Below are 25273 nucleotides of genomic sequence, written 5' to 3'. Positions count from 1 at the left end.
TTGTGTTGTTTTTAACGCTCTCTTTGAAGACGGGCGGCATTATACATGTGATGCCCTACTCTAAAGAGGGCAATTTCCCCTGAGACGGCGCGCACGATGACCGGTGAGATCAATCTTCCCACGCTCCCCCCGACGCTTCCGGCCGGGCCTGCGCCCGCGCCTGCAGCGGGCGAGTTGCTGAAACTGCTGGAGCCGCAGACCGGCCTGATCGACCCCGGAAAAACCGTAAATGCCGAGGTGCTGGCACTGAAACAAGGCGGCGATGCATTTCAGTTGCTGCTCAAGCTGACCCTGGAAGGCGGCCGGCAAACCCTGGTGCAGGCCAGCAGCAGCCAGCCGCTGCCGCTGGGTACCCAGGTGGAAGTCAGTCAGACGCCGTCGGGCAATTTGTCCATCAGCCTGCAGCAGGCCCTGAGTTCAAGCGTCGCCGCGCTGACGCGTATCGATACCAGCCAGTTACCGGTGGGCACCCTGCTGCAAGGCAAGGTGCTGACCACCCAGGCGCTGCCACAGGGCGCCAACCAGCCGGTGGTGTATCGCTCACTGGTGTCGGTGCTCAATAACGTCCTCAGCGGCGCGACCCTGACCGTCGAAAGCCCGCAGCCCTTGCGCGTCGGCAGCCTGCTCAGCGCCGTGGTGCAAAGTGCGCAGACCTTGAGCTTTGTACCGCTGAGCGGGCGCCAGGACCAATTGGCCGTGGCCCAGCAACTCTCCACCCAGCAAAGCCGCCAGGGCTCGCTGGACGTGGTGTTCACCGCGCTGCAAAGCCTGCCGGCGACCAGCAGCGACAGCACCGGGGCCGACCTGCGCGCCGCCGCCGAGCGTTTGCTCGCCGGCCTGCCCGACCTGGCCCAGGCCAGCAACCCCAAGGTGCTGGCGCAACTGATCCAGAACAGCGGGACCTTCCTCGAAGCCAAGTTGCTGGCCGGGCAAAACCCGCAGATACCGCCGCTGGACATGAAAGGCGCGCTGCTGCGCTTCGTCGCCGACCTGCTGCCATCCCTGCCCGCCAGCACCAATCTGAATGCGATCCTCGCTGCCAACACCCTGGCGCAATTGCTGCCCAGCTTCGTACGCAGCCCGCTGGGCACCCTCGGCCAGGTCGGCGCCAGGCAGGCGCCCGCAGGCTTTCCGCTGCCCGATCGGCTGATGCAACGCCTGGAAGGTGAAAGTGACCTGGAAAACCTGCTGCGCCTGGCCGCCGGGGCCATCTCCCGCCTGCAAAGCCATCAGCTGTCGAGCCTGGAGCAGACCGGTACCACCGCCGACGGCAAGCTCTTGACCACCTGGCAGCTGGAAATCCCCATGCGCACCTTGCAGGACATCGTGCCGTTGCAGGTCAAGTTCCAGCGGGAAGAACCGGCGCCCGACAAGGAACAGCCGGAACGCAAGGACAGCAAGGATCCCAAGCAAATGCTCTGGCGCGTGGAAATGGCGCTCGACATGGAGCCGCTCGGCCCGTTGCAGGTCCAGGCGCAACTGAGCCAGGGCAAACTGTCGAGCCAGTTGTGGGCGACCCGGCCCTTCACCGCCAGCCTGATCGAAAGCCACCTGGGCAGCCTGCGCGAGCGCCTGGTGTCGTCGGGACTCAACGTCGGCGACCTCGACTGCCACCTCGGTACCCCGCCACGGGGCCCGAAAACCGGGCTTGAACAACGCTGGGTGGATGAAACCGCATGAAAAACCCCAACCCGCCCCGCCAGGCCATCGCCCTCAAATACGACGGGCAACAAGCGCCGACCCTGACCGCCAAGGGCGACGATGCCCTGGCCGAAGCCATCCTCAAGCTGGCCCGGGAGAACGAAGTCCCGATTTACGAAAATGCCGAGCTGGTCAAATTACTGGCACGCATGGAGTTGGGCGACAGCATCCCGGAAGAGTTGTACCGCACCGTCGCCGAGATCATCGCGTTTGCCTGGACGCTGAAGGGCAAGTTCCCGGTGGGCTACGACCCGGACGCGGGGCCGGTGGAGCGGGATGTGACGGAAAGAGGCGACGATTATTAAGGTGGGTGCCGGCTGATCGTTCCCACGCTCTGCGTGGGAACGCCGCCTCGGAGCTCCGCGTCCAACCGGCGCTGCAACGTTCAAGTCTTGCGCAGGGGTAACGCGGAGCGTCACGGGATGCATTCCCCCGCAGAGCGTGGGAATGATCAGTTGCGGTGGGTGGTGTATAGCAATTATATCTTTCGAGGTATAGATTATCTCGAACCCGATAGTTCAGGATAAACCCATGAGCCCTACCCGCCCGATTCTCAGTCGAAAGCTACTCGCCGAAGCGCTCGCCCGTGATCTGGCAGGCGAGTCATTTGCCGACTACAGCTCCGGCATGTTCCTCGCGGCTCCGCGCCGTACCGGCAAGAGTACGTTCCTGCGCAACGACCTTATCCCCGAGTGCAAGGCCCGGGGCTGGCTGCCGGTGTACGTGGACCTGTGGATGAACCGCGAAGTCGACCCCGCCGAACTGATCTCCGGCGCCATCGGCAAAGCCCTGGGCGAGTTCGAAAGCGCAGTGAGCAAGGCGGCCAAGAAAGCCGGTATCGACAAGATCAGCCTGCTGCGCACCTTGAGTTGGGATTTCACCAAACCGCAATTGCCCGCCGGCACTACACTCAGCCACGCCCTGGACGTGCTGCACCAGGTCTCGGGGCAAATGATCGTGCTGATCGTGGACGAGGCCCAGCACGCCCTCAACAGCGAAGGCGGGGTGAACGCCATGTTCGCCCTCAAGGCGGCACGGGATCATCTCAACGGCAGCAGCACGGCCGATGGCCTGCGCCTGGTCTTCACCGGCTCCAGCCGGGACAAACTGGCCAACCTGGTACTCAAGAGCAAACAACCGTTCTTCGGCGCCCACATCACACCGTTCCCGCTGTTGAGCCGGGATTTCGTCGAGTTCGTGACGGACCTCTGGAACCAGCGCCTGGCCGCGACCAACCAGTTCAACCTGGAGGACATGGACTATGCCTTCCAGCTCGTTGGCCGGCGCCCGGAAATGCTCAACACACTACTGACCGAAGTGAGCGTGGGTCTTGGCGAAGCCAGCAACCTTGGCGAGTTGCTGAGGACCGGGGCACTCAATCACCAGGCCGGCATCTGGAGCGATTACGAGAGCGCCTACAACGACCTCTCGCCGCTGCAACAGGCGGTACTTGAAGTGATGGGCGAACGAACCCTGGGCAAGCAGGCGTTCTCGCCTTTTGCGGAGAAAACCTTCCAGGATGTGAACCGCAAGCTGGAACAGGCCCAGGTCGAGCCGAACGCCAGCACACCAAACGTGCAGAAAGCACTGGAAGTGCTGCGGGAGAAGGAGTTGGTCTGGAAAGCCAACCGTGGTGAATATGCTTTGGAGGACTCGACCATGGCCGAATGGCTGAGCAACCGGCACCGGCTATAAGCTGCAAGCAATAGCGCTTGCAGCTCGTAACCTTCAGTTGTCCTTGTGCAACCGGCTCATCAACTGCGCTTCAGCCTGGGTCAACCCGCAGGACTGCGTCAGCTCATCCACCGTGGCGCCCATGCCCACCAGCTTCGCCGCCTGGGCGAATGAGAGGCTCGACGGGTCACGCTGCTCGAGTGCCGACAGCTTGTCCGGCAACGGCGCCAGCACCGAACGCAGCTCGTGCACTTCATCACCCACACGCACCGCACTTTGCTGGAAGTGGTCGACCCGCTTGGCCAGCTCCAGGATCCGCCGGTCGCGCACAGCGTCGCGCTCGACTTGTCGAGTGGCCAATTCCCGTTGCTGGCGAACATAACGCAGCAGGAAGCCCAGGGTCCCGGCCCAAAGGATGGCCAGGACGATCACCGCTACCTCAAGAAACAATCAGATATTCTCCAGGTCCTGCCACTCTTCTTCGCTCATCATCTTGTCCAGCTCAACCAGAATCAGCAGTTCGCCGTTCTTGTTGCAGACACCCTGGATGAACTTGGCCGATTCTTCGTTGCCGACGTTCGGCGCAGTCTCGACTTCGGATTGGCGCAGGTAAACCACTTCCGCCACGCTGTCGACCATGATCCCGACCACTTGCTTGTCGGCTTCGATGATCACGATGCGGGTGTTGTCGTTGACTTCGGTCGGCACCAGGCCAAAACGCTGGCGGGTGTCGATCACGGTCACCACGTTGCCGCGCAGGTTGATGATGCCCAGCACATAGCTTGGGGCACCCGGAACCGGAGCGATTTCGGTGTAGCGCAGCACTTCCTGCACACGCATCACGTTGATGCCGTAGGACTCGTTGTCCAGCTTGAAGGTGACCCATTGCAGGATTGGATCATCCACCAGACCTTGTGCGGACACTGACTTGTTCATACTCCAGACCCCTTCAAATACCGTTGGTTACGGTGTGTGTTCTTGGGCAGCGCCTTAGCGCTGCTGCTTGTTATCAAGTGCGTTTGTTCAGCGGCATGGCTTTTACCGCGCCGCTGGCAATCAACTCCGCCAGTTCGGCGACATCCAGCAACGCGCACATGTGTTCGATCACAGTGCCCGCCAGCCATGGCCGCTGGCCCCGGTGGCTGCGCCATTTGATTTCGTTCGGGTCCAGGCGCAATGAGCGGCTGACCTGATGCACCGCCAGCCCCCACTCGTAGCCCTGGACCGAAATAACGTATTGCAGGCCCTGGCGGAAGTCATCGCGGTAGCGGTCGGGCATCACCCAACGCGCGGTGTCCAATACCTTCAAGTTGCCCTGCTGGCTCGGCAGGATCCCGAGGAACCAATCCGGCTGGCCGAACAACGGCGTCAACTCCTGGCCTTCCAGGGAGTAGATCGAACCCAGGCACACCAGCGGCACGGCCAGGGTCAACCCGGCGACATCGAACAGCAAACATTCGAACGGCTCCGCAGCCCACACCGGGCGACCGTCGCCCTGTACCGGCTGCGGCGTAATGCTCGGCGGGAGGTGAACCTCAACCACCGGCTCCACCACTACAGGCGCAATCACCACAGGCTCGACGGGCACAGCAACCGGTACAGGAACGGCTACGGGAACCACCAACGCATCACGGGCCTGTTCTTCCAGGACCGCCAACTGAAACTCGTCCAGGGCAGCAGGTTCAGGCTCGATGACTTCATCGAGGATCAGAATCGGTTCCGGCATGTCCTCGGTGGCGTCCTGGAGCAAGGCGTCCAGGTAGGACTCCAGCGCCAGTTGCGGCCGGGTCTTGAAATCAACGGGACGGTTCATCTGTATGCCCACGCGCAAGCCCCATCAACCCTGTATTCAGAGGTTATCGGCCTGTGAGTGTCCGGACTTGAATCGAGAGCCGGTTTGGTCAGGAAAACCGCGGCGTCTGCATCGCTGGCAAGCCAGGCTCCTACAGGGCTGTTTATGACCATCACGCCACCTGCGCCACAAGTTGCTGGGACAACAGGTGCTTGAGCAACGCCCGATACGCCAGCACCCCACGGCTCTTGCCGTCGAACTGCGACGGCGTCAGCCCTGCCCGGCTCGCATCCCGCAGGCGCGTGTCCACCGGGATGTAGCCTTGCCAGATGGTGTCCGGATAAGCATCGCGCAATACCCGCAAGGTGCCGAGGGACGCCTGGGTACGGCGGTCAAACAGGGTCGGCACGATGCTGAACGGCAGCGCTTGCTTGCGCGAGCGGTTGATCATCGCCAGGGTGCTGACCATGCGCTCCAGGCCCTTGACGGCCAGGTGCTCGGTCTGCACCGGGATCACCAGCTGTTGGCTGGCGGCCAGGGCGTTGACCATCAGCACGCCGAGCAACGGCGGGCTGTCAATGATCGCGTAGTCGAAGTCCTGCCACAGCTGCGCCAGGGTCTTGGCGATCACCAGGCCCAGGCCGCTCTGCCCCGGCGACTGGCGCTCAAGGGTGGCCAGGGCGGTGCTGGACGGCAACAGCGAGATCTTTTCATTGCTGGTAGGCAGCAACAGTTGCCCCGGCAAGTCGGCCGGCACGCTGCCCTTGTGCAGGAACAGGTCGTAGCAACTGTGTTCCAGGGCATCCGGGTCATAGCCGAAATAGCTGGTCATGGAGCCGTGGGGGTCCAGGTCGACCACGACCACACGCTTGCCGGCCTCGGCCAGCAAGCCGGCCAAGGCGATGGACGTGGTGGTTTTACCGACACCACCCTTTTGATTGGCAACTGCCCAGACTCTCATTCGGATTGTTCCTCCCGGCAGGCACAGGCTCGACCGAGAAATTGCATGGGGTTATAGAGCCGGTGACGGAGAATTGACGGCACTCCCGCGAACCGGCGCCTTTACGGGCGCTGGTGCAGTTTGTGTGCCAGCCCGCTTCAAGGCGGCATCCGGTGTTGCATTGGCAGTGCCGGTACCGGTCAGGCTGCGGCGCACGTCCAGGTTGCGCGACACCACCAGCACCACCCGTCGGTTGCGCGCACGGCCTTCCGCCGTGGCGTTATTGGCCACCGGCTGGAACTCGCCGTAACCCACCGACGCCAGGCGCCCGGGGTTCACACCCTGCATCGCGAGCATTCGTACAATACTCGCCGCCCGGGCCGAAGACAGCTCCCAGTTGGTCGGGTACTGCGCGGTACTGATCGGCAGGTTATCGGTAAAGCCTTCAACGTGGACCGGGTTTTCAAACGGCTTCAGGATCGCCGCCACCTTGTCGATGATGGTAAACGCCTGGTCGCTGGGCATTGCATCGGCACTGGCGAACAGCAGGCTGGAATTGAGTTCGATCTCGACCCACAACTCATTGCCGCGCACGGTCATCTGGTTGGAGCTGATCAGGTCGCCAAAGGCCGCGCTGATGTTATCGGCGATGCTTTTCAGCGGGTCGCTGGTGCCACCGATGCCGGCGGCGGTTTCATCGCTGTCGTTGACCAGCGGCTTGGCCGGGGTCACGGTCTTGGGGCGTTCTTCGCCAATGGGTATCGGCTTGAGGGCGCGGTCAGCGTCGTTGAACACGCCAATCAGCGCCTGGGAAATGACTTTGTACTTGCCTTCGTTGATCGAGGAAATGGAGTACATCACCACAAAAAACGCGAACAGCAACGTAATGAAGTCGGCGTAGGACACCAGCCAGCGTTCATGGTTGACGTGTTCTTCAGGCTCGCGGCGGCGACGGCTCACAACAAATACCTCCCATCAATCCATGAAGCCCTGGAGCTTCAATTCGATGGAGCGCGGGTTTTCACCCTCGGCAATCGAGAGGATGCCTTCGAGCAACATCTCGCGATAACGCGACTGGCGCAGGGCGATCGACTTGAGCTTGCTGGCCACCGGCAACAACACCAGGTTGGCACTGGCCACGCCGTAGATGGTGGCGACGAACGCCACGGCAATCCCGCTGCCCAGTTGCGACGGATCGGCCAGGTTGCCCATCACGTGGATCAAGCCCATCACCGCACCGATGATGCCGATGGTCGGCGCGTAGCCGCCCATGCTTTCAAAGACCTTGGCAGCGTTGATGTCGCGGCTTTCCTGGGTGTAGAAGTCCACTTCGAGGATGCTGCGAATCGCTTCCGGCTCGGCGCCGTCCACCAGCAGTTGCAGGCCTTTGCGGGCGTAGCTGTCGGGCTCGGCATCGGCCACGCCTTCCAGCCCGAGCAGGCCTTCCTTGCGCGCCGTGAGGCTCCAGTTGACCACGCGGTCGATGCCGCCCGGCAAGTCGACACGCGGCGGGAAGATAATCCAGATGAGGATCTGCATCGCGCGCTTGAACGAACTCATGGGCGACTGCAACAACGCCGCGCCCACGGTGCCGCCGATCACGATCAACGCCGCCGGGCCGTTGGCCAGGGCGCCCAGATGGCCGCCTTCGAGGTAGTTGCCGCCGATAATCGCGACAAACGCCATGATGATGCCAATCAGGCTCAATACATCCATCAGAGGCAAGCCTCCACCAGGTGCTTGCCGATGTCGTCGAGGCTGTAGACGGCGTCGGCCAGGTCGGCCTTGACGATGGCCATGGGCATGCCATAGATCACGCAGCTGGCTTCATCCTGGGCCCAGATCGCGCTGCCGCCCTGCTTGAGCAGGCGCGCGCCTTCACGGCCATCGGCGCCCATGCCGGTCAACACCACCGCCAAAACTTTGTCGCCGTAGGATTTGGCCGCGGAACCGAAGGTGATATCCACACACGGCTTGTAGTTCAGGCGTTCGTCACCCGGCAGGATTTTGATCGCACCACGGCCATCGACCATCATTTGCTTGCCACCGGGGGCCAGCAGCGCCAGACCCGGACGCAGGATGTCGCCATCCTCGGCTTCCTTGACGCTGATGCGGCACAGCTTGTCCAGGCGCTCGGCGAACGCCTTGGTGAACGCGGCCGGCATGTGCTGGATCAACACGATCGGCGCCGGGAAGTTCGCCGGCAATTGGGTCAACACCCGCTGCAAGGCCACCGGGCCGCCGGTGGACGTACCGATGGCCACCAGCTTGTAGGCCTTGCGCTTGGGCGCAGGTGAATGTGCGGCGGGCGCAGCCGTACGCACCGGGGCGGCGGCCGGGCGCGCAACCGGTGCCGGCGCCGGGCGACCAAAGGTGCTCGGGGCGGCCGGTGGCGGCGTAACGGGTGCGGGCGCCGGCGCACTGAACAGGCTGCGACGGTTACTGCGGGAGATGCTGTGCACCTTCTCGCAGAGCATCTGCTTGACCTTCTCGGGGTTGCGCGAGATGTCTTCGAAATTCTTCGGCAGGAAGTCCACCGCGCCGGCATCCAGCGCATCCAGTGTGACCCGGGCGCCTTCGTGGGTCAGCGAAGAGAACATCAACACCGGCGTCGGGCAGCGCTGCATGATGTGCCGCACCGCCGTGATGCCGTCCATCATCGGCATCTCGTAGTCCATGGTGATCACGTCCGGCTTGAGGGCCAGGGCCTGATCGATCGCCTCTTTGCCGTTGGTGGCCGTGCCGACCACCTGGATATTGGAATCCGATGAAAGAATTTCCGAGACGCGGCGGCGGAAGAAACCCGAATCGTCCACCACCAGGACCTTGACTACCATAAACACTCCGTTAGGCCGGGCGAGGGACAACCGCCCTGCCCGGGCCGAATCAAATACGCCGTGCGGCGTAACGCTTGAGCATGCTCGGAACATCCAGAATCAGCGCGATCCGACCGTCACCGGTAATGGTCGCACCCGACATGCCCGGGGTTCCCTGCAGCATTTTGCCCAAAGGCTTGATGACCACTTCTTCCTGGCCCACCAGTTGATCGACCACGAAGCCGATACGCTGGGTGCCCACGGAAAGAATCACCACATGGCCTTCGCGCTGCTCTTCATGCTTGGCCGAAGCCACCAGCCAGCGCTTGAGGTAGAACAGCGGCAACGCCTTGTCGCGCACGATCACCACTTCCTGGCCGTCCACCACGTTGGTGCGCGACAGGTCGAGGTGGAAGATTTCGTTGACGTTGACCAGCGGGAAGGCGAACGCCTGGTTGCCCAGCATCACCATCAGGGTCGGCATGATCGCCAGGGTCAACGGCACCTTGATGACGATCTTCGAGCCCTGGCCCTTGGTCGAGTAGATGTTGATCGAGCCGTTGAGCTGGCTGATCTTGGTCTTCACCACGTCCATGCCCACGCCACGGCCCGACACGTCGGAAATCTCGGTCTTGGTGGAGAAGCCCGGGGCGAAGATCAGGTTGTAGCACTCGGTGTCGGTGAGGCGGTCGGCGGCGTCCTTGTCCATCACCCCACGCTTGACTGCAATGTTGCGCAGTACCGTGGGGTCCATGCCTTTGCCGTCATCGGTGATCGACAGCAGGATATGGTCGCCTTCCTGTTCGGCCGCCAGGATCACTTTGCCCTGGCGGTTCTTGCCCGAGGCTTCGCGCTCTTCCGGCGTCTCGACACCGTGGTCGACCGCGTTGCGCACCAAGTGGACCAGCGGGTCGGCCAGGGCCTCGACAAGGTTTTTGTCGAGGTCGGTTTCTTCACCCACCAGTTCCAGGTTGATCTCTTTCTTGAGCTGGCGTGCCAGGTCGCGAACCAGGCGCGGGAAACGGCCGAAGACTTTCTTGATCGGCTGCATCCGGGTCTTCATGACGGCGGTCTGCAGGTCTGCGGTGACCACGTCGAGGTTCGACACGGCCTTTTGCATGGCCTCGTCGCCACTGTTCAGGCCCAGGCGCACCAGGCGGTTACGCACCAGCACCAGTTCACCGACCATGTTCATGATGTCGTCCAGGCGCGCGGTATCAACCCGCACGGTGGTTTCGGCTTCACTGGCCGGTTGCTTGTCCGGGGCCGGGGCAGCCGCGGCAGCCCGGGCCGGTGCTGGAGTCGGAGCCGGAGCCGCTTTCGCTGCGACAGGCGCGGCAGCCTTGGCGGCAGGAGCCGGTGTTGCGACAGCCGCGGCAGCAGCCGGTGCAGCAGCGCCGACCACTTCGGTGAACTTGCCCTTGCCGTGCAGTTCATCCAGCAGGGCTTCGAATTCGTGATCGGAGATCAGTCCATCGGCGGCCGGCGCAGCAGCGGGTGCCGCAGGCGCGGCGGCCGTTGCGGCGACTTCCGGCAGAGCCTCGGCGGCAAACGAGCCTTTGCCGTGCAACTGGTCCAGCAGCGCTTCAAATTCGTCGTCGGTGATTTCATTGCTGACGGGCGCCGCGGCTTCCGTTGGCGCTGGCGCTGCGGCCACCGCGTCCGGGGCAAACTGGCCCTTGCCGTGCAACTGGTCGAGCAACGACTCGAACTCGGCGTCGGTAATGTCTTCGGTGGTCGGCACCATGGCCGGCGCACTGGCTGCCGGCGCTTCGGCTTCGGCCTTGACGGCGTTCAGCGAGTCCAGCAGTTGTTCAAATTCGCTGTCGGTCACGTCGCCCGCAGGCTCGGCAACCGGCTCAGCCACCGCTTCCACCACGGGAGCGTTGGCCGCAGGTTCCGCCAGGCGCGCCAGGGCGGCCAGCAGTTCCGGCGTGGCGGCAGTGATCGGTGCGCGCTCGCGCACTTCACTGAACATGCCGTTGACCGCGTCCAGTGCTTCCAGGATCACGTCCATCAGTTCCGAGTCGACGTGCCGCTCACCCTTGCGCAGGATGTCGAACACGTTCTCGGCGATGTGACAGCACTCCACCAGCTCGTGGAGCTGGAGGAAGCCGGCGCCCCCTTTTACAGTATGAAAACCGCGAAAAATTGCATTGAGCAGGTTCGCATCATCCGGTCGGCTTTCCAGCTCGACCAGTTGTTCGGACAGTTGCTCTAAAATTTCGCCGGCCTCTACAAGGAAATCCTGAAGGATTTCTTCATCGGCGCCGAAGCTCATGGGTGTGCTCCTTAGAAGCCTAAACTGGACAGCAAATCGTCTACGTCGTCTTGCCCGGATACAACGTCTTCACGTTTATCGGCATGAATCTGCGGACCTTCACCCTTGGCGAGGTGTTTTTGTGGATCTTTTTCAGAAAGGATCGCTGCGCGGTCATGTTCGATGCCGGCAAACCGGTCGACCTGGCCCGCCATCAACACCAGTTTGAGCAGGTTGCTTTCCACTTCGGTGACCAGTTGGGTCACACGCTTGATCACCTGACCGGTGAGGTCCTGGTAATCCTGGGCCAGCAGAATGTCATTGAGGTTGCTGGAAACCGTGCGGTTTTCCTGCTCGCTGCGGGACAAAAAGCCCTCGACCCGACGCGCCAGCTCACGAAACTCCTCAGCGCCCACTTCCCGACGCATGAACCGGCCCCAGTCAGTGCTCAGGGCCTTGGCTTCACTGGCCATACCGTTGACCAGAGGCGTGGCGTTTTCCACCAGGTCCATGGTGCGGTTGGCCGCCGCCTCAGTCAGCCTGACCACGTAGGACAGGCGTTCGGTGGCATCCGTGATCTGCGAGATTTCCTCGGCCTGGGGCATGTGCGGGTCAATCTGAAAATTGACTATCGCACTGTGCAACTCACGGGTGAGCTTGCCCACTTCCTGGTACAGGCCGCGGTCACGGGTCTGGTTGAGCTCATGGATCAACTGCACCGCGTCGCCGAACTGGCCTCTTTCAAGGCTTTCGACGAGTTGATGAGCATGTTTTTTCAGGGTCGACTCAAAGTCGGCCTGCGATGATTCTTTATGCTCCATAGCTCCCCCGTGGCAGCATCAATGACCGATGCGTTCGAAGATCTTTTCGATCTTCTCTTTCAAGGCCAGTGCAGTGAATGGCTTGACCACGTAGCCGTTGACCCCGGCCTGGGCGGCTTCGATGATCTGTTCACGCTTGGCTTCAGCGGTCACCATCAGCACAGGCAGGCTGCGCAGTTTTTCATCAGCGCGCACGTGGCGCAGCAGATCGATACCGGTCATGCCCGGCATGTTCCAGTCCGTTACCAGAAAGTCGATGCTCCCGCTGTTGAGGATCGGAATCGCCGTAATACCGTCATCCGCCTCGACCGTGTTAGTGAACCCAAGGTCACGCAACAGGTTTTTTATGATCCGCCGCATCGTTGAGAAGTCATCAACGATGAGGATTTTCATGTTCTTGTCCAATTCGACCTCCAAGCAGTCTTAAACGCGCCCAGCACCTGGGCGCGCCATATCAATCAACAGGCGTTACACAAAAAGGACTACCGGGGGCGCACCACGGGCCAAGCCCGTCCGGGCGCAGGGCCTGGACGGTATCGTTCGCAGTGTCCCCACACTGCCTGTCAGCGCGCTCGCCACTCTCCCAAACGCCCCCGCAAGCGGGCCGCGCACTGGCTGTGTAACTGGCTGACCCGCGATTCGCTGACTCCCAGGACCTCACCGATTTCCTTGAGGTTCAGCTCTTCGTCGTAGTACAGCGCCAACACCAGTCGCTCACGCTCCGGCAAACTGGCTATCGCGTCCGCCAGCGCGCTCTGGAAGCGTTCATCTTCCAGGTCCCGTGACGGTTCGAGATGGGCACTCGCGCCGTCCTCGTGCAGCCCTTCATGTTCGCCGTCCTGTAAAAGGTCGTCGAAACTGAACAGCCGGCTGCCCAAGGTATCGTTCAAAATCCCGTAGTAATCGTCGAGACTCAATTGGAGTTCGGCCGCAACTTCATGATCTTTAGCGTCGCGACCGGTTTTTGCTTCAATTGAGCGAATTGCGTCACTCACCATCCGCGTATTGCGGTGCACTGATCGCGGCGCCCAATCACCTTTACGCACTTCATCGAGCATGGCCCCACGGATACGGATACCCGCGTATGTCTCGAAACTCGCGCCCTTGCTCGCGTCGTACTTGGTCGACACTTCAAGCAGGCCGATCATCCCGGCCTGGATCAAGTCCTCGACCTGCACGCTGGCAGGCAAGCGCGCCAGCAGGTGATAGGCAATGCGCTTGACCAGGGGCGCATAGCGCTCGATCAATTCGACTTGACTGTCACGTGCCGACTTCTTGTAAAGGTTGTAGCCGCTGGCTGTCATAGCACCGGTCCTGCGCTCGTCTGATGCACCAATCGCTCGACGAAAAACTCCAGATGCCCCCGGGGATTGGCGGGCAACGGCCAGGTATCGACCTTCTGGGCAATAGCCTTGAACGCCAATGCGCACTTCGAACGAGGGAACGCTTCATAGACCGCACGCTGCTTTTGCACGGCCTTGCGCACACACTCGTCGTAAGGAACTGCGCCAACGTATTGTAAGGCGACATCGAGGAAGCGATCCGTGACCTTGGTCAACTTGGCGAACAGATTCCGCCCTTCCTGCGGGCTTTGGGCCATGTTGGCCAGCACGCGGAAGCGGTTCATGCCGTAGTCGCGGTTGAGCAGTTTGATCAGGGCGTAGGCGTCGGTGATCGAGGTGGGCTCGTCGCACACCACCAGCAACACTTCCTGGGCTGCGCGCACGAAACTGACCACCGACTCGCCGATCCCGGCGGCGGTGTCGATCACCAGTACGTCGAGGTTGTCGCCAATGTCGCTGAACGCCTGAATCAGGCCGGCATGTTGCGCCGGACTCAGGTGCACCATGCTCTGGGTGCCGGAAGCGGCCGGCACGATGCGAATCCCGCCGGGGCCTTGCAACAGTACGTCGCGCAGCTCACAGCGGCCTTCGATGACATCGGCCAGGGTATGTTTGGGCGTCAGTCCCAGCAGAACGTCGACGTTCGCCAGCCCCAGGTCAGCATCCAGCAGCATGACGCGACGGCCAAGCTCTGCCAGGGCCAGGGACAAATTCACTGACACGTTAGTTTTTCCGACGCCACCTTTGCCGCCGGTCACCGCGATCACCTGTACGGGATGCATGCTGCCCATTTTATTTCTTTACCTTGTCTTGCTTAGACGCAGGCTACATAAGTTGGCCGCGCGAACTGCTGGCAGGCCATCGATGTAGATACTTTTCACTGTCATTTTTAAATAGAAAGCCATGATGCCTCAGCCAACTCGCTTGTTCGGGCTGTGGTAGAGGTCAGCAAACATGTCAGCCATAGCTTCCTCACTGGGTTCTTCCTGCATTTGCACGCTGACAGCCCGGCTGACCAACTGATGACGGCGCGGCAGATGCAGATCATCCGGGATCCGCGGCCCGTCGGTCAGGTAGGCGACCGGTAATTCATGACTGATTGCCAGGCTCAATACTTCGCCCAGGCTTGCCGTCTCATCCAGTTTAGTCAGGATGCAACCCGCCAGCCCGCAGCGCTTGTAGCTGTGGTAGGCGGCGGTCAATACCTGCTTCTGGCTGGTAGTGGCAAGCACCAAATAGTTTCTGGATTTGATCCCGCGCCCGGCCAGGCTTTCCAGCTGCATGCGCAGGGCCGGGTCGCTGGCTTGCAGGCCGGCGGTGTCGATCAGCACCACGCGCTTGCGCAGCAATGGGTCGAGGGCGTTGGCCAGGGACTGGCCCGGGTCGACGTGGGTCACCGGCACATTGAGGATGCGGCCCAGGGTCTTGAGTTGTTCCTGGGCGCCGATGCGGTAGCTGTCCATGCTCACCAGCGCGATGTTCTGGGCGCCGTACTTGAGCACGTAACGTGCGGCCAGCTTGGCCAGGGTGGTGGTCTTGCCCATGCCGGCCGGGCCGACCATGGCAATCACACCGCCTTCTTCCAGGGGTTCGATTTCCGGGGTGACGATCATCCGCGCCAGGTGGGCCAGGAGCATGCGCCAGGCCTGGCGAGGTTCTTCAATTTGCGTGGTCAGTTGCAGCAGGTCGCGGGACAACGGGCCGGACAGGCCAATGCGTTGCAGGCGACGCCACAGGTTGGCCTGTTGTGGCTGGCTGCCCTGCAACTGGTTCCAGGCCAGCGAACCCAGCTGCACTTCCAGCAGTTCACGCAGGCCGTTGAGTTCGAAACGCATCGAGTCGAACACCCGCTGGTCTACCGCCGGCGCCGGGGCTGGCGCAGCAGGACGCGGTGGTTCAACAAAAGTCGGCTCTACCAGCGGCTCGGACGCGGTCAACGGCAGCCCGGCGAACAGCTGGCGATTGGTCGAGGCGTCGCTGTCGCCACGCATGCTCAGTTCAGCCTGGGCCGAGACAATGCGCGAAGCGGTCTTGCGCAGCTCGTCTTCCAGTTCCATGTTCGGCACGCGCGGCGCCAGGGCCGAGGGTTTGTAATCCAGGGCAGCCGTCAGCTCCACACCGCCTGCAATACGACGGTTACCGATAATCGCAGCGTCGGCGCCCAACTCATCACGTACCAGTTTCATGGCCTGACGCATATCGGCGGCGAAAAAACGCTTCACTTGCATATCCCACTACCTCAGCCGTTGGGCCCTACTGTCGCGACGATAGTCACTTGCTTATTGTCAGGAATTTCCTGGTAAGCCAATACGTGCAAATTCGGTATAGCCAGGCGTCCAAACCGCGACAACATCGCCCGGACGGGGCCAGCCACCAGCAGGATCACCGGATGGCCTTCCATTTCCTGGCGCTGCGCGGCCTCGATCAACGAACGCTGCAGCTTCTCTGCCATGCTTGGCTCCAGCAACACGCCCTCATCAGCGCCCTGCCCAGCCTTCTGAATACTATTGAGCAATATTTGTTCCAACCTTGGTTCCAAGGTGATAACAGGCAGCTCGGAGTCAAGCCCTACAATGCTTTGGACGATTGCACGCGACAATCCGACGCGCACTGCGGCCACCAGGGCGGCAGTATCTTGACTCTTGGCGGCATTGTTGGCGATAGCTTCGGCAATGCTGCGAATGTCCCGCACCGGCACCTGCTCGGCCAACAGCGCTTGCAGCACCTTGAGCAGTTGCGAGGTGGACAGCACACCCGGTACCAACTCTTCGGCGAGTTTTGGCGAGGCCTTGGCCAGCAATTGCAAGAGTTGCTGGACTTCTTCGTGGCCAATCAGCTCGTGGGAGTGCTTGTACAGAATCTGGTTGAGGTGGGTGGCGACCACAGTGCTGGCGTCGACCACGGTGTAGCCCAGCGACTGCGCCTGGCTGCGCTGGCTGATTTCGATCCATACCGCTTCCAGGCCAAAAGCCGGATCTTTGGCGGTAATCCCGTTGAGGCTGCCAAACACCTGGCCCGGGTTGATCGCCAGTTCGCGGTCCGGGTAGATCTCGGCCTCGGCCAGAATCACCCCCATCAGGGTCAGGCGGTAGGCGCTCGGGGCCAGGTCGAGGTTGTCGCGAATGTGCACGGTGGGCATCAGGAAGCCCAGGTCCTGGGACAACTTCTTGCGCACACCCTTGATCCGCGCCAGCAATTGCCCACCCTGGTTGCGATCCACCAGGGGAATCAGGCGGTAGCCGACTTCCAGGCCGATCATGTCGATCGGGGTCACGTCGTCCCAGCCCAGCTCCTTGGTTTCCAGGGCGCGGGCCGGCGATGGCAGCAGTTCCTGCTGGCGCGCCACTTCCTGCTGGGCAATCACCTTGATGTTGTTTTGTTTTTTCCAGAACAGGTAGGCACCGCCGGCGGCCATGGCGGCCATGCTCAGGAACGAGACATGGGGCATGCCCGGCACGATGCCCATGATCGCCATGATGCCTGCCGCCACCGCCAGCGCCTTGGGCGAGGCAAACATCTGCCGGCTGATCTGCTTGCCCATGTCTTCGGAGCCCGAAGCACGGGTCACCATGATCGCCGCAGCTGTAGATAACAACAGTGATGGCAATTGCGCCACTAAACCGTCACCGATGGTCAGCAGGGCGTAAACCTTGCCGGCGTCGCCGAAGGTCATGCCGTGCTGGAAGATGCCGACCGCCATGCCGCCGATCAGGTTGATAAACAGAATCAACAGGCCGGCGATGGCGTCGCCGCGCACGAATTTGCTGGCACCGTCCATGGAACCGTAGAACTCGGCTTCCTGGGCGACTTCAAGGCGACGGGCCTTGGCCTGGTTCTGGTCGATCAGGCCGGCGTTGAGGTCGGCGTCGATCGCCATCTGCTTGCCGGGCATCGCGTCGAGGGTAAAACGCGCGCTCACCTCGGAAATCCGCCCGGCGCCCTTGGTCACGACCACGAAGTTGATGATCATCAAGATCGCAAAAACCACGATACCGACCACGTAGTTACCGCCGATCACCACCTCGCCGAAGGCCTGGATCACCTTGCCCGCGGCGGCGTGGCCGTCCTGGCCGTGGAGCATCACCACCCGGGTGGAAGCCACGTTAAGCGCCAGCCGCAGCAGGGTGGCGATCAGCAGGATGGTCGGGAATACCGCGAAATCCAGCGGCCGCAGGGCGTATACGCACACCAGCAACACGACGACCGACAGCGCAATGTTGAAGGTGAAGAACACATCCAGCAGGAACGGCGGCATCGGCAACATCATCATTGCCAGCATCACCAGCAACAACAACGGCACACCCAGATTGCCTCGCGAGAGGTCAGTCAGGGTGCCACGGGCCGTGCTGAGCATTTGAGAGCGATCCACCGGTATTCCTCGTTTCCTTGAAGCAAACTTTTGACGCCGGGAAGCGTCCTGGAGGCGGTATTGCAAGAAGCCTTCCAACTTTTGCTTGAGGAAGCAGATCGTTCCGGCGGCCAGCAACGACAGACCGCCGCGTGCACATCACCTGTGGCGAGGGAGCTTGCTCCCTCGCCACGCTGATTGAGGTAGCGCCCTCGCCCGCGACTTACACGGTGCGAGATGCAATTGCGGGAACGCTCAGGGGGATTTTTGTTGTTTGGGCGGACGCCTTCGCGAGCAAGCCCGCTCCCACATTTGACCGCGTTTCTACAGGATATACACGGTCAAATGTGGGAGCGGGCTTGCTCGCGAAGAGGCCAGGAGGGACGCTACAAAATCAGGAATCCCGACGCAGATCCGGTGGAATCGGCAGGTCTTTGAGCGGATCTGGCCGCTTGCCCTTGCCCGCGCGGTACTGGCGGATCTGATACACGTACGCCAACACCTGAGCCACCGCCAGATACAACCCGGCCGGAATTTCCTGGTCCAGGTCGGTGGAGTAGAAGATCGACCGCGCCAACTCCGGCGATTCCAGCAGCAGGATGTCATTGGCTACCGCAATCTCGCGGATTTTCAACGCCGTGAAATCACTGCCCTTGGCCAGCAACATCGGCGCCCCACCCTTCTCCGGGTCGTACTTGAGCGCCACGGCGTAGTGGGTCGGGTTGGTGATGACCACATCAGCATCGGGCACCGAGGCCATCATCTTGCGCTGGGACATCTCGCGCTGCAGTTGGCGAATCCGCTGCTTGACCTCGGGCCGGCCTTCCTGGTCCTTGTGTTCGTCGCGCACTTCCTGCTTGGTCATCAGCAGTTTCTTGTGGCTTTCCCACAGCTGGATCGGCGCATCCACCGCAGCAATGATGATCAGCCCGCAGGCCATCCACAGCGAACTCCAGCCCACCACTTGCACACTGTGGATGATCGCCAGCTCGATCGGCTCATGGGCGATGCGCAGCAGGTCGTCGATGTCGGACGACAACACCGTCAACGCCACAAACAGGATCAGGATGAACTTGGCCAAGGCCTTGAGCAGCTCCACCAGGGCCTTGGTGGAAAACATCCGCTTGAGCCCGGCCGCCGGGTTCATCCGGCTGAATTTGGGCGCCAGGCTGCCGGCGGCAAACAGCCAGCCGCCGAGGGAAATCGGGCCGATCAGGGCCGCCAGCAACAAGGTGATGAGGATCGGCTGCACCGCGAGGATCGCGATCTTGCCCGAGTGCAGCAGGTACAAACCCATGGCGCCCGGGCTCAGCAGCACGTCGCGGGGCAGGGAGAAATTCAGGCGCATCAACTCCATCAGGTCCAGGGCCAGGCCACCGCCGTAGATCAGCAGGCCGCCGGAACCGGCGAGCATGATCGCCAGGGTGTTGAGCTCTTTGGAGCGGGCAATCTCGCCCTTTTCCCGGGAGTCCTTTTTACGTTTCTCCGTGGGGTCTTCTGTCTTGTCCTGGCCACTCTCGCTCTCGGCCATGGCTTATCGCGCCCGCGCCAAGTCACGTAAAAACTGCAAGGCGTCGGTCGCCAGCGGTTGATACTGATTGAGAATGTCAGCCATGCCGACCCAGAAAATCCCCATGCCCAGCACCAGGGTCAACGGGAAACCGATGGAGAAGATGTTCAACTGCGGCGCCGCCCGGGTCATCACGCCAAAGGCGATGTTGACCACCAGCAGCGCAGTGATCGCCGGCAATACCAGCAGCAAGGATGCACCGAGCACCCAGCTCAAGCGCCCCACCAGCTCCCAGAAATGATTGACCACCAACCCGCTGCCCACCGGCAAGGTGGTGAAACTTTCGGTCATCACCTCGAACACCACCAGGTGGCCGTTCATGGCCAGGAACAGCAAGGTCACCAGCATCGTCAGGAATTGCCCGATCACCGCCACCGACACGCCGTTGGTAGGGTCGACCATGGACGCGAAGCCCATGCCCATCTGGATCGAGATGATCTGCCCGGCGATCACGAAGGCCTGGAAAAACAGCGTCAGGGAGAAGCCCAGCAAGGCGCCGATGATGATTTGCTCGGCGATCAACATCATTGCACTGAGGTCCAGGGCATTCACCGGTGGCATCGGCGGCAAGCCCGGCACGATCACCACGGTGATCGCCACCGCGAAATACAGACGGATGCGCCGTGGTACCAGGGTGGTGCCGAACACCGGCATGGTCATCAGCACGGCCGTGACCCGGAACAACGGCAGGATGAACGAGGCCACCCAGGTGCTGATCTGGGTGTCGGTCAAGGCCAGCATCGAATTCACGGGGTCAGCCGATCAACTGCGGAATACTGCCGTACAGCTGCAGGATGTATTCCATGAAGGTTTGCACCAGCCACGGGCCGGCAACGATCAGGGTGATCAGCATCACCAGCAGGCGCGGCAAAAAGCTCAGGGTCTGTTCGTTGATCTGGGTCGCGGCCTGGAACATCGCCACCAACAGGCCCACCAACAGGCTCGGCACCACCAGTACGGCGACCATCATGGTGGTCAGCCACAGGGCTTCGCGAAACAGGTCGACTGCTACTTCTGGCGTCATGGCCTACACCCCACCGAAACTGCCGGCCAGGGTGCCGATTATCAGCGCCCACCCGTCCACCAACACAAACAGCATGATCTTGAACGGCAACGAAATGATCAGCGGCGACAGCATCATCATACCCATGGCCATCAGCACACTCGCCACGACGAGGTCGATGATCAGGAACGGAATGAAGATCATGAAGCCGATCTGGAACGCGGTCTTCAACTCCGAGGTCACGAACGCCGGCACCAGGATGGTCAGCGGCGCCATGTCGGGGCTGGCGATGTCGGTACGCTTGGACAACCGCACAAACAACTCAAGATCGCTGGAACGGGTCTGCGACAGCATGAAATCCTTGATCGGGCCCTGGGCCTTGTCGATCGCATCCTGGGCGGTCATTTTCTCCGCCAGGTACGGTTGCAGGGCTTGCTGGTTCACCTTGTCGAACACCGGCGCCATGATGAACAGCGTCAGGAACAGTGCCATGCCGGTGAGGATCTGGTTCGACGGCGTCTGTTGCAGGCCGAGGGCCTGACGCAGGATCGAGAACACGATGATGATGCGGGTGAAGCTGGTCATCAGCATCACGAACGCGGGGATGAAGCTCAGCGCGGTCATGATCAGCAGGATCTGCAGGCTGACCGAATACTCCTGCGCGCCCGCCGCGTTAGTGCCCAGGGTGATCGCCGGGATCGACAACGGGTCTGCTGCGTACGCCAGCGGCGCTGCCAGCAACAGCATGAGCGTCAATAAAACGCGCATTACTTCTTATCCTTCTGATCCTTGCCCAGCAACTCCATGAGGCGCTGGGCGAATTCCGGCGTGGCCGCTTGGGTCTGGGCCACTTCCACAGGCGACTTGAGCACGTGCAACGGGGTGATGCGGCCGGGGGTGATGCCCAGCAGGATCTGCTCGTCGCCGACCTGCACCAGCACCAGCCTGTCCCGCGGGCCAAGGGCGCGTGAACCCACCAGCTCGATGACCTGGGCATTGCCCGGGCCGATGCGCTGCACGCGGCGCAGCACCCAGGCGAGCACGAAGATCAGCCCCACCACCAGCAACAACCCCAGCACCAACTGGGTGAGTTGCCCGCCCACACCGCTGCCGAGTGCCGGCGCAGCCGCCTGGGCAACCGGTTCTGCTGCCATTACGCTCAAGGGCAGCGTCGATAACAGTCCTACCAATGAGCGCTTCATATCAACGCAACTTCTTGATGCGTTCGCTCGGGCTGATCACGTCGGTCAGGCGGATGCCGAACTTCTCGTTGACCACCACCACTTCGCCATGGGCGATCAGCGTGCCGTTGACCAGCACGTCCAGCGGCTCGCCGGCCAGGCGGTCCAGCTCGATCACCGACCCCTGGTTGAGCTGCAGCAGGTTGCGGATGTTGATTTCGGTGCTGCCGACTTCCATGGAGATCGACACCGGGATGTCGAGGATCACGTCCAGGTTCGGACCGTCGAGGGTCACCGGGTCATTGTTCTTCGGCACGCTGCCGAACTCTTCCATGGGAAGGCGGTTGCCGACCGGTGCAGTGGCCGCATCGGCCGCCAGCAATGCATCGATATCGTCCTGGCCGACATCGCCGGTTTCTTCCAGGGCAGCCGCCCACTCGTCAGCCAGGGCCTGGTCTTCGGCGGAAGTGTTTTCGTGTTCGGTAGCCATTACATGTCCTCGGCGGAGCAGAAATTAAGGTGGATCAGCGACGGTTGATCGGTTCGATCACTTGCAACGCCAGGTTGCCTTTGTGAGAACCGAGCTTGACCTTGAACGACGGCACGCCGTTGGCGCGCATGATCAGTTCTTCCGGCAGGTCGACGGGAATCACATCCCCCGGCTGCATGTGCAAAATATCCCGCAAACGCAGCTGGCGACGGGCCACGGTGGCGCTCAGGGGTACGTCGACGTCCAGCAGGTCTTCGCGCAGGGCTTTCACCCAACGTTCGTCCTGGTCGTCGAGGTCGGACTGGAAACCGGCATCGAGCATCTCGCGCACCGGCTCGATCATCGAGTACGGCATGGTCACGTGCAGGTCGCCGCCGCCGCCATCGAGTTCGATGTGGAAGGTGGAGACCACAATGGCTTCGCTGGGGCCGACGATGTTGGCCATGGCCGGGTTCACTTCCGAGTTGATGTACTCGAAATTGACTTCCATGATCGCCTGCCAGGCTTCCTTCAAATCGATGAAGGCCTGCTCCAGCACCATGCGCACCACCCGCAACTCGGTCGGGGTGAATTCACGGCCTTCGATCTTGGCGTGACGGCCATCGCCGCCGAAGAAGTTGTCCACCAGCTTGAACACCAGCTTGGCGTCGAGGATGAACAGCGCGGTGCCGCGCAGCGGCTTGATCTTCACCAGGTTGAGGCTGGTGGGCACGTACAGCGAGTGCACGTACTCACCGAACTTCATCACCTGCACGCCGCCCACTGCCACGTCCGCCGAGCGGCGCAGCATGTTGAACATGCTGATACGGGTGTAACGGGCAAAACGCTCGTTGATCATTTCCAGGGTCGGCATGCGTCCACGGACGATGCGATCCTGGCTGGTCAGGTCGTAGCTTTTGACGCTGCCGGGCTCGGCAGCCATTTCGGTCTGTACCAGACCATCGTCGACGCCATGGAGCAGCGCATCGATTTCATCCTGGGACAGCAGGTCCTGCACGGCCATGTCGTGATCCTACTGCAATACGAAATTAGTGAAGAGCACCTGCTCGATCACCGGTTTGCCGACTTCCTTCTGGGCCACTTCCTGCACGCTGGCAGTGACCTTCTGGCGCAGCATTTCCTGGCCCACCGGGGTGGCGAGGGTGTCGAAGGGTTGGGCGGAAAACAGCATCACCAGGTTGTTGCGGATCACTGGCATGTGCACCTTGAGGGCATCCAGGTCTGCCTGGTTACGCGCCAGCAGGGTAATGCTCACCTGCAGGTAGCGTTGACGGCCGTTCTGATTGAAGTTGGCGACAAACGCCGGCAGCATCGGCTCGAAGATTGCCGGTTGCTTGACGTTGGGGTTGACCTCGGCCGTGGCGGCCGGTTTGCTCTGGGCACTGTGCATAAAGTACCAGGTAGCCCCCACGGACAGGCCGATCGCCAGCAACAAGGCCAGGACAATCAGCAGGATAAGCTTGAGCTTGCCCTTGCCTGCGGGTGCTTTTGCTGCGTCGTCGCTCTTCGCCATGCCAATAATCCGTCACTATTCTGGGATTCATAGTTCTGGGGAAAGGCAAGAGCAAGTGTTATGCCAGAGTTGTCAGTTCGGTCACGGTTTCGCCGACACTGCAAAACCAATGTGGGAGCGGGCTTGCTCGCGAAAGCGGTAGATCAGCACCTGTAACGGTGACTGACACTCCGTATTCGCGAGCAAGCCCGCTCCCACCTTTTGATCATCGCCAGGCCTCGGATCAGGCGTAGTAGTCCACGGCACTGGAGCCAATCACCGACTGCACCACCGGCGCGGCCACTTCAGCCACCTCACCGATACCGCCGCCATCAACCCCATCACCCCGCCCGCCACTGCCGCTGACGCCGCGAGCCTGGTTCTGCTGTTGCTGGTCCTGGCCCTGCTGCCCCTGCCAGCCACGGGACTGGTCGGACACGTTAACGTCGACCTGGCCCATGCCCTGCTGGGCAAACATCTCCCGCAGGCGGCCCGACTGGCTTTCCAGGGCTTCACGCACCACCGCATGGCCGCTCATGAAGGTGACTTGCGCCTGCTGGTCGGCGGACATCTTCACGCTGATGTCCAGGCGACCCAGCTCAGCGGGCTGCAACTGGATCTCTGCCGACTTGAGGTTGGCGCTGGACAGGTACATGACCCGGTTCACCACCTCATCGGTCCAGCCACTCTGGTGCATGGCCAATGGCGCGTTGGCCACCGGCGGCAGGGCATTCGCAGTTTTCGGCGTGGCAGCCTGGGTCAGCGCGGCGAGGCGGTTGGCGAAGTCATCGACACGGGTGTCGCTGCTGGCGTCCTTCAAATCCTTGAGGCCGCCGTCGATCAGACCGGCAAAGGCTTTGTCGCCGCCCTGGTCGGTGCTGTCCTTGGACGCTTGCTGGTCGACCATATTGGCCAGGCCTGTGACGAAGTTTTGCGCGGCGGTCGGCTGATCCTGGGTCGGGGCCGGGGCGGTTTTTGCCGGGGCCTGGCTGCTGGCGGACACGTGTCCGCCCTGTTCCATGGCCAGGCGCACGGCAGGCATTGCATCCAGCGGATCGGCCTCGGGGTCGAAGGCGGGCTTGGCGTCGTCGGTCGCGGCAATCGGTGGCGCCACGACTGGCTGGTTTTTGTCATCCTTCGCGGTGGCCGGCGTCGTGGTCTCGACGGGCGCCGGCGTAGCGGGGACGGGGACAGGGACTACCGCGGCTATCAGCGCCGGGTCTACGGCGGGGTCGACCGGAGGTTGCTGGGCCAGGGACGGATCGTCTGCCGGGGCATCGTCGTCTGACTTGGCGGTGGTGTCCGGGGTGTCCGCCTTGGCCGGCGGGTTGGCAGGCAAAGTCTTGCCGTTATCGGCAACCGATGGGGTACCGGCGGCAGGCTTGTCGTTGTTGGCGGCGGGCTTGGGGCTGTTGTCCGCAGGCTTGTCGCGGGTGGATTTGATGGGGGTGTCGACAGGTTTTGCCGCAGGCGCAGGGGCCTGGTTGGCGAACACCTGAGCGAAGCCCGGGGCCTTGTCCCGCGGGTTCGCAGCCACTGCCGGTGGATTGGCAGCGGGCGCTTGAGGCTTGGCCGCAGGGGCTGCCTGAAGGAGCGAATTCGGGGTGATTGCCATAGTCAAGAGTCTCCGCCGCACAGGGGTCGAGGGTGCGGTAACAGGAGGTAGAGCAAGAGTTGGGCCAGGTTTTGGTTTAAGGGTGTATATCCGTTATTTGGGTGATGGCTTGTATGGGGTCTTGAGTGTTGAAGAGCAAAAGCAACAGCCAATCAAAAGCGGGCACGGTCCAAATGTGGGAGCGGGCTTGCTCGCGAAGGTCGTTAACGATGACGCTGGCATTCTGG

Annotated in this window: 26 protein-coding genes; 3 read left to right on the top strand and 23 right to left on the bottom strand. The window is 61.9% G+C overall.

Features of this window, described 5'->3' with window-relative positions:
• Positions 1–96 precede the first annotated feature (96 nt).
• From HX814_RS04990 to HX814_RS04980, 3 genes are all read left to right on the top strand, one after another.
• The gene (locus tag HX814_RS04990) at positions 97–1680 is read left to right on the top strand and encodes a flagellar hook-length control protein FliK (protein ID WP_032899324.1); all 1584 of its coding nucleotides are present in this window, start codon (positions 97–99) and stop codon (positions 1678–1680) included.
• On the top strand, positions 1677–2006 hold the full coding sequence (locus HX814_RS04985) for an EscU/YscU/HrcU family type III secretion system export apparatus switch protein (protein ID WP_003210638.1): 330 nt from the start codon (positions 1677–1679) through the stop codon (positions 2004–2006). The genes HX814_RS04990 and HX814_RS04985 overlap by 4 nt, the downstream gene beginning before the upstream one ends.
• A gap of 226 nt (positions 2007–2232) precedes the next feature.
• Positions 2233–3396, top strand: coding sequence for a hypothetical protein (locus HX814_RS04980; RefSeq protein ID WP_102604690.1), 1164 nt, complete (start codon positions 2233–2235; stop codon positions 3394–3396).
• A gap of 33 nt (positions 3397–3429) precedes the next feature.
• On the opposite strand, the gene HX814_RS04975 is transcribed toward HX814_RS04980, so the two are convergent.
• From HX814_RS04975 to HX814_RS04865, 23 genes are all read right to left on the bottom strand, one after another.
• Positions 3430–3825 carry a DUF2802 domain-containing protein gene (locus HX814_RS04975; RefSeq protein ID WP_008434800.1) on the bottom strand — a complete coding sequence of 132 codons (396 nt, stop codon included), beginning with the start codon at positions 3823–3825 and terminating at the stop codon, positions 3430–3432.
• The gene (locus tag HX814_RS04970) at positions 3826–4311 is read right to left on the bottom strand and encodes a chemotaxis protein CheW (RefSeq protein ID WP_003210641.1); all 486 of its coding nucleotides are present in this window, start codon (positions 4309–4311) and stop codon (positions 3826–3828) included.
• A gap of 73 nt (positions 4312–4384) precedes the next feature.
• On the bottom strand, positions 4385–5188 hold the full coding sequence (locus tag HX814_RS04965) for a CheW domain-containing protein (RefSeq protein WP_177008378.1): 804 nt from the start codon (positions 5186–5188) through the stop codon (positions 4385–4387).
• A gap of 151 nt (positions 5189–5339) precedes the next feature.
• On the bottom strand, positions 5340–6128 hold the full coding sequence (locus HX814_RS04960) for a ParA family protein (protein WP_003210643.1): 789 nt from the start codon (positions 6126–6128) through the stop codon (positions 5340–5342).
• A gap of 51 nt (positions 6129–6179) precedes the next feature.
• The gene (gene motD / locus HX814_RS04955; protein ID WP_003210644.1) at positions 6180–7067 is read right to left on the bottom strand and encodes a flagellar motor protein MotD; all 888 of its coding nucleotides are present in this window, start codon (positions 7065–7067) and stop codon (positions 6180–6182) included.
• 15 nt (positions 7068–7082) lie between these two features.
• Positions 7083–7823, bottom strand: a complete 741-nt coding sequence (locus HX814_RS04950) for a flagellar motor protein (RefSeq protein WP_003210645.1) — start codon at positions 7821–7823, stop codon at positions 7083–7085.
• Positions 7823–8944: a chemotaxis response regulator protein-glutamate methylesterase gene (locus tag HX814_RS04945; RefSeq protein WP_008434810.1), complete on the bottom strand. Its 1122-nt coding sequence runs from the start codon at positions 8942–8944 to the stop codon at positions 7823–7825. The genes HX814_RS04950 and HX814_RS04945 overlap by 1 nt, the downstream gene beginning before the upstream one ends.
• Before the next feature lie 49 nt (positions 8945–8993).
• Positions 8994–11204, bottom strand: a complete 2211-nt coding sequence (locus HX814_RS04940) for a chemotaxis protein CheA (protein ID WP_177008379.1) — start codon at positions 11202–11204, stop codon at positions 8994–8996.
• A gap of 11 nt (positions 11205–11215) precedes the next feature.
• Complete coding sequence (locus tag HX814_RS04935) at positions 11216–12004, bottom strand: protein phosphatase CheZ (protein WP_003214538.1); 789 nt, start codon at positions 12002–12004, stop codon at positions 11216–11218.
• Between the two features lie 18 nt (positions 12005–12022).
• Positions 12023–12397 (bottom strand): chemotaxis response regulator CheY, encoded by a 375-nt coding sequence (locus HX814_RS04930; RefSeq protein ID WP_005790040.1) that lies wholly within the window; start codon positions 12395–12397, stop codon positions 12023–12025.
• Between the two features lie 170 nt (positions 12398–12567).
• Positions 12568–13308: an RNA polymerase sigma factor FliA gene (gene fliA, locus HX814_RS04925; RefSeq protein WP_177008380.1), complete on the bottom strand. Its 741-nt coding sequence runs from the start codon at positions 13306–13308 to the stop codon at positions 12568–12570.
• Positions 13305–14138 carry a flagellar synthesis regulator FleN gene (fleN, locus tag HX814_RS04920; RefSeq protein ID WP_003192912.1) on the bottom strand — a complete coding sequence of 278 codons (834 nt, stop codon included), beginning with the start codon at positions 14136–14138 and terminating at the stop codon, positions 13305–13307. Before fleN ends, fliA begins: the two co-directional genes overlap by 4 nt.
• Before the next feature lie 120 nt (positions 14139–14258).
• Positions 14259–15575: a flagellar biosynthesis protein FlhF gene (gene flhF / locus HX814_RS04915; RefSeq protein WP_003214543.1), complete on the bottom strand. Its 1317-nt coding sequence runs from the start codon at positions 15573–15575 to the stop codon at positions 14259–14261.
• 11 nt (positions 15576–15586) lie between these two features.
• Entirely contained in the window at positions 15587–17701 is a 2115-nt protein-coding gene (gene flhA, locus HX814_RS04910) for a flagellar biosynthesis protein FlhA (RefSeq protein WP_023659255.1), read from the bottom strand.
• 388 nt (positions 17702–18089) lie between these two features.
• Positions 18090–19226 (bottom strand): flagellar biosynthesis protein FlhB, encoded by a 1137-nt coding sequence (flhB, locus tag HX814_RS04905; protein ID WP_008430191.1) that lies wholly within the window; start codon positions 19224–19226, stop codon positions 18090–18092.
• A 3-nt stretch (positions 19227–19229) separates the two neighbouring features.
• The gene (fliR, locus tag HX814_RS04900; protein WP_003214551.1) at positions 19230–20006 is read right to left on the bottom strand and encodes a flagellar biosynthetic protein FliR; all 777 of its coding nucleotides are present in this window, start codon (positions 20004–20006) and stop codon (positions 19230–19232) included.
• A gap of 13 nt (positions 20007–20019) precedes the next feature.
• A complete protein-coding gene (gene fliQ / locus HX814_RS04895) occupies positions 20020–20289 on the bottom strand; it encodes a flagellar biosynthesis protein FliQ (RefSeq protein WP_003214552.1) in 270 nt (89 codons plus the stop codon).
• 3 nt (positions 20290–20292) lie between these two features.
• Positions 20293–21036: a flagellar type III secretion system pore protein FliP gene (gene fliP, locus HX814_RS04890; RefSeq protein ID WP_003214554.1), complete on the bottom strand. Its 744-nt coding sequence runs from the start codon at positions 21034–21036 to the stop codon at positions 20293–20295.
• On the bottom strand, positions 21036–21470 hold the full coding sequence (gene fliO / locus HX814_RS04885) for a flagellar biosynthetic protein FliO (RefSeq protein WP_023659254.1): 435 nt from the start codon (positions 21468–21470) through the stop codon (positions 21036–21038). Before fliO ends, fliP begins: the two co-directional genes overlap by 1 nt.
• Before the next feature lies 1 nt (position 21471).
• Complete coding sequence (gene fliN / locus HX814_RS04880) at positions 21472–21939, bottom strand: flagellar motor switch protein FliN (RefSeq protein WP_003214557.1); 468 nt, start codon at positions 21937–21939, stop codon at positions 21472–21474.
• Between the two features lie 34 nt (positions 21940–21973).
• Positions 21974–22942, bottom strand: a complete 969-nt coding sequence (fliM, locus tag HX814_RS04875; protein ID WP_003214559.1) for a flagellar motor switch protein FliM — start codon at positions 22940–22942, stop codon at positions 21974–21976.
• A gap of 9 nt (positions 22943–22951) precedes the next feature.
• Complete coding sequence (gene fliL, locus HX814_RS04870; protein WP_003214560.1) at positions 22952–23452, bottom strand: flagellar basal body-associated protein FliL; 501 nt, start codon at positions 23450–23452, stop codon at positions 22952–22954.
• Between the two features lie 223 nt (positions 23453–23675).
• Positions 23676–25046, bottom strand: coding sequence for a flagellar hook-length control protein FliK (locus tag HX814_RS04865; RefSeq protein ID WP_177008381.1), 1371 nt, complete (start codon positions 25044–25046; stop codon positions 23676–23678).
• Positions 25047–25273: the final 227 nt, after the last annotated feature.

This window comes from Pseudomonas sp. C8002, from assembly GCF_013385765.1.
Taxonomy (GTDB): domain Bacteria; phylum Pseudomonadota; class Gammaproteobacteria; order Pseudomonadales; family Pseudomonadaceae; genus Aquipseudomonas.
The sequence above is the reverse complement of the archived record's forward strand: the minus strand, read 5'-3'. Positions and strand labels throughout refer to the sequence as shown.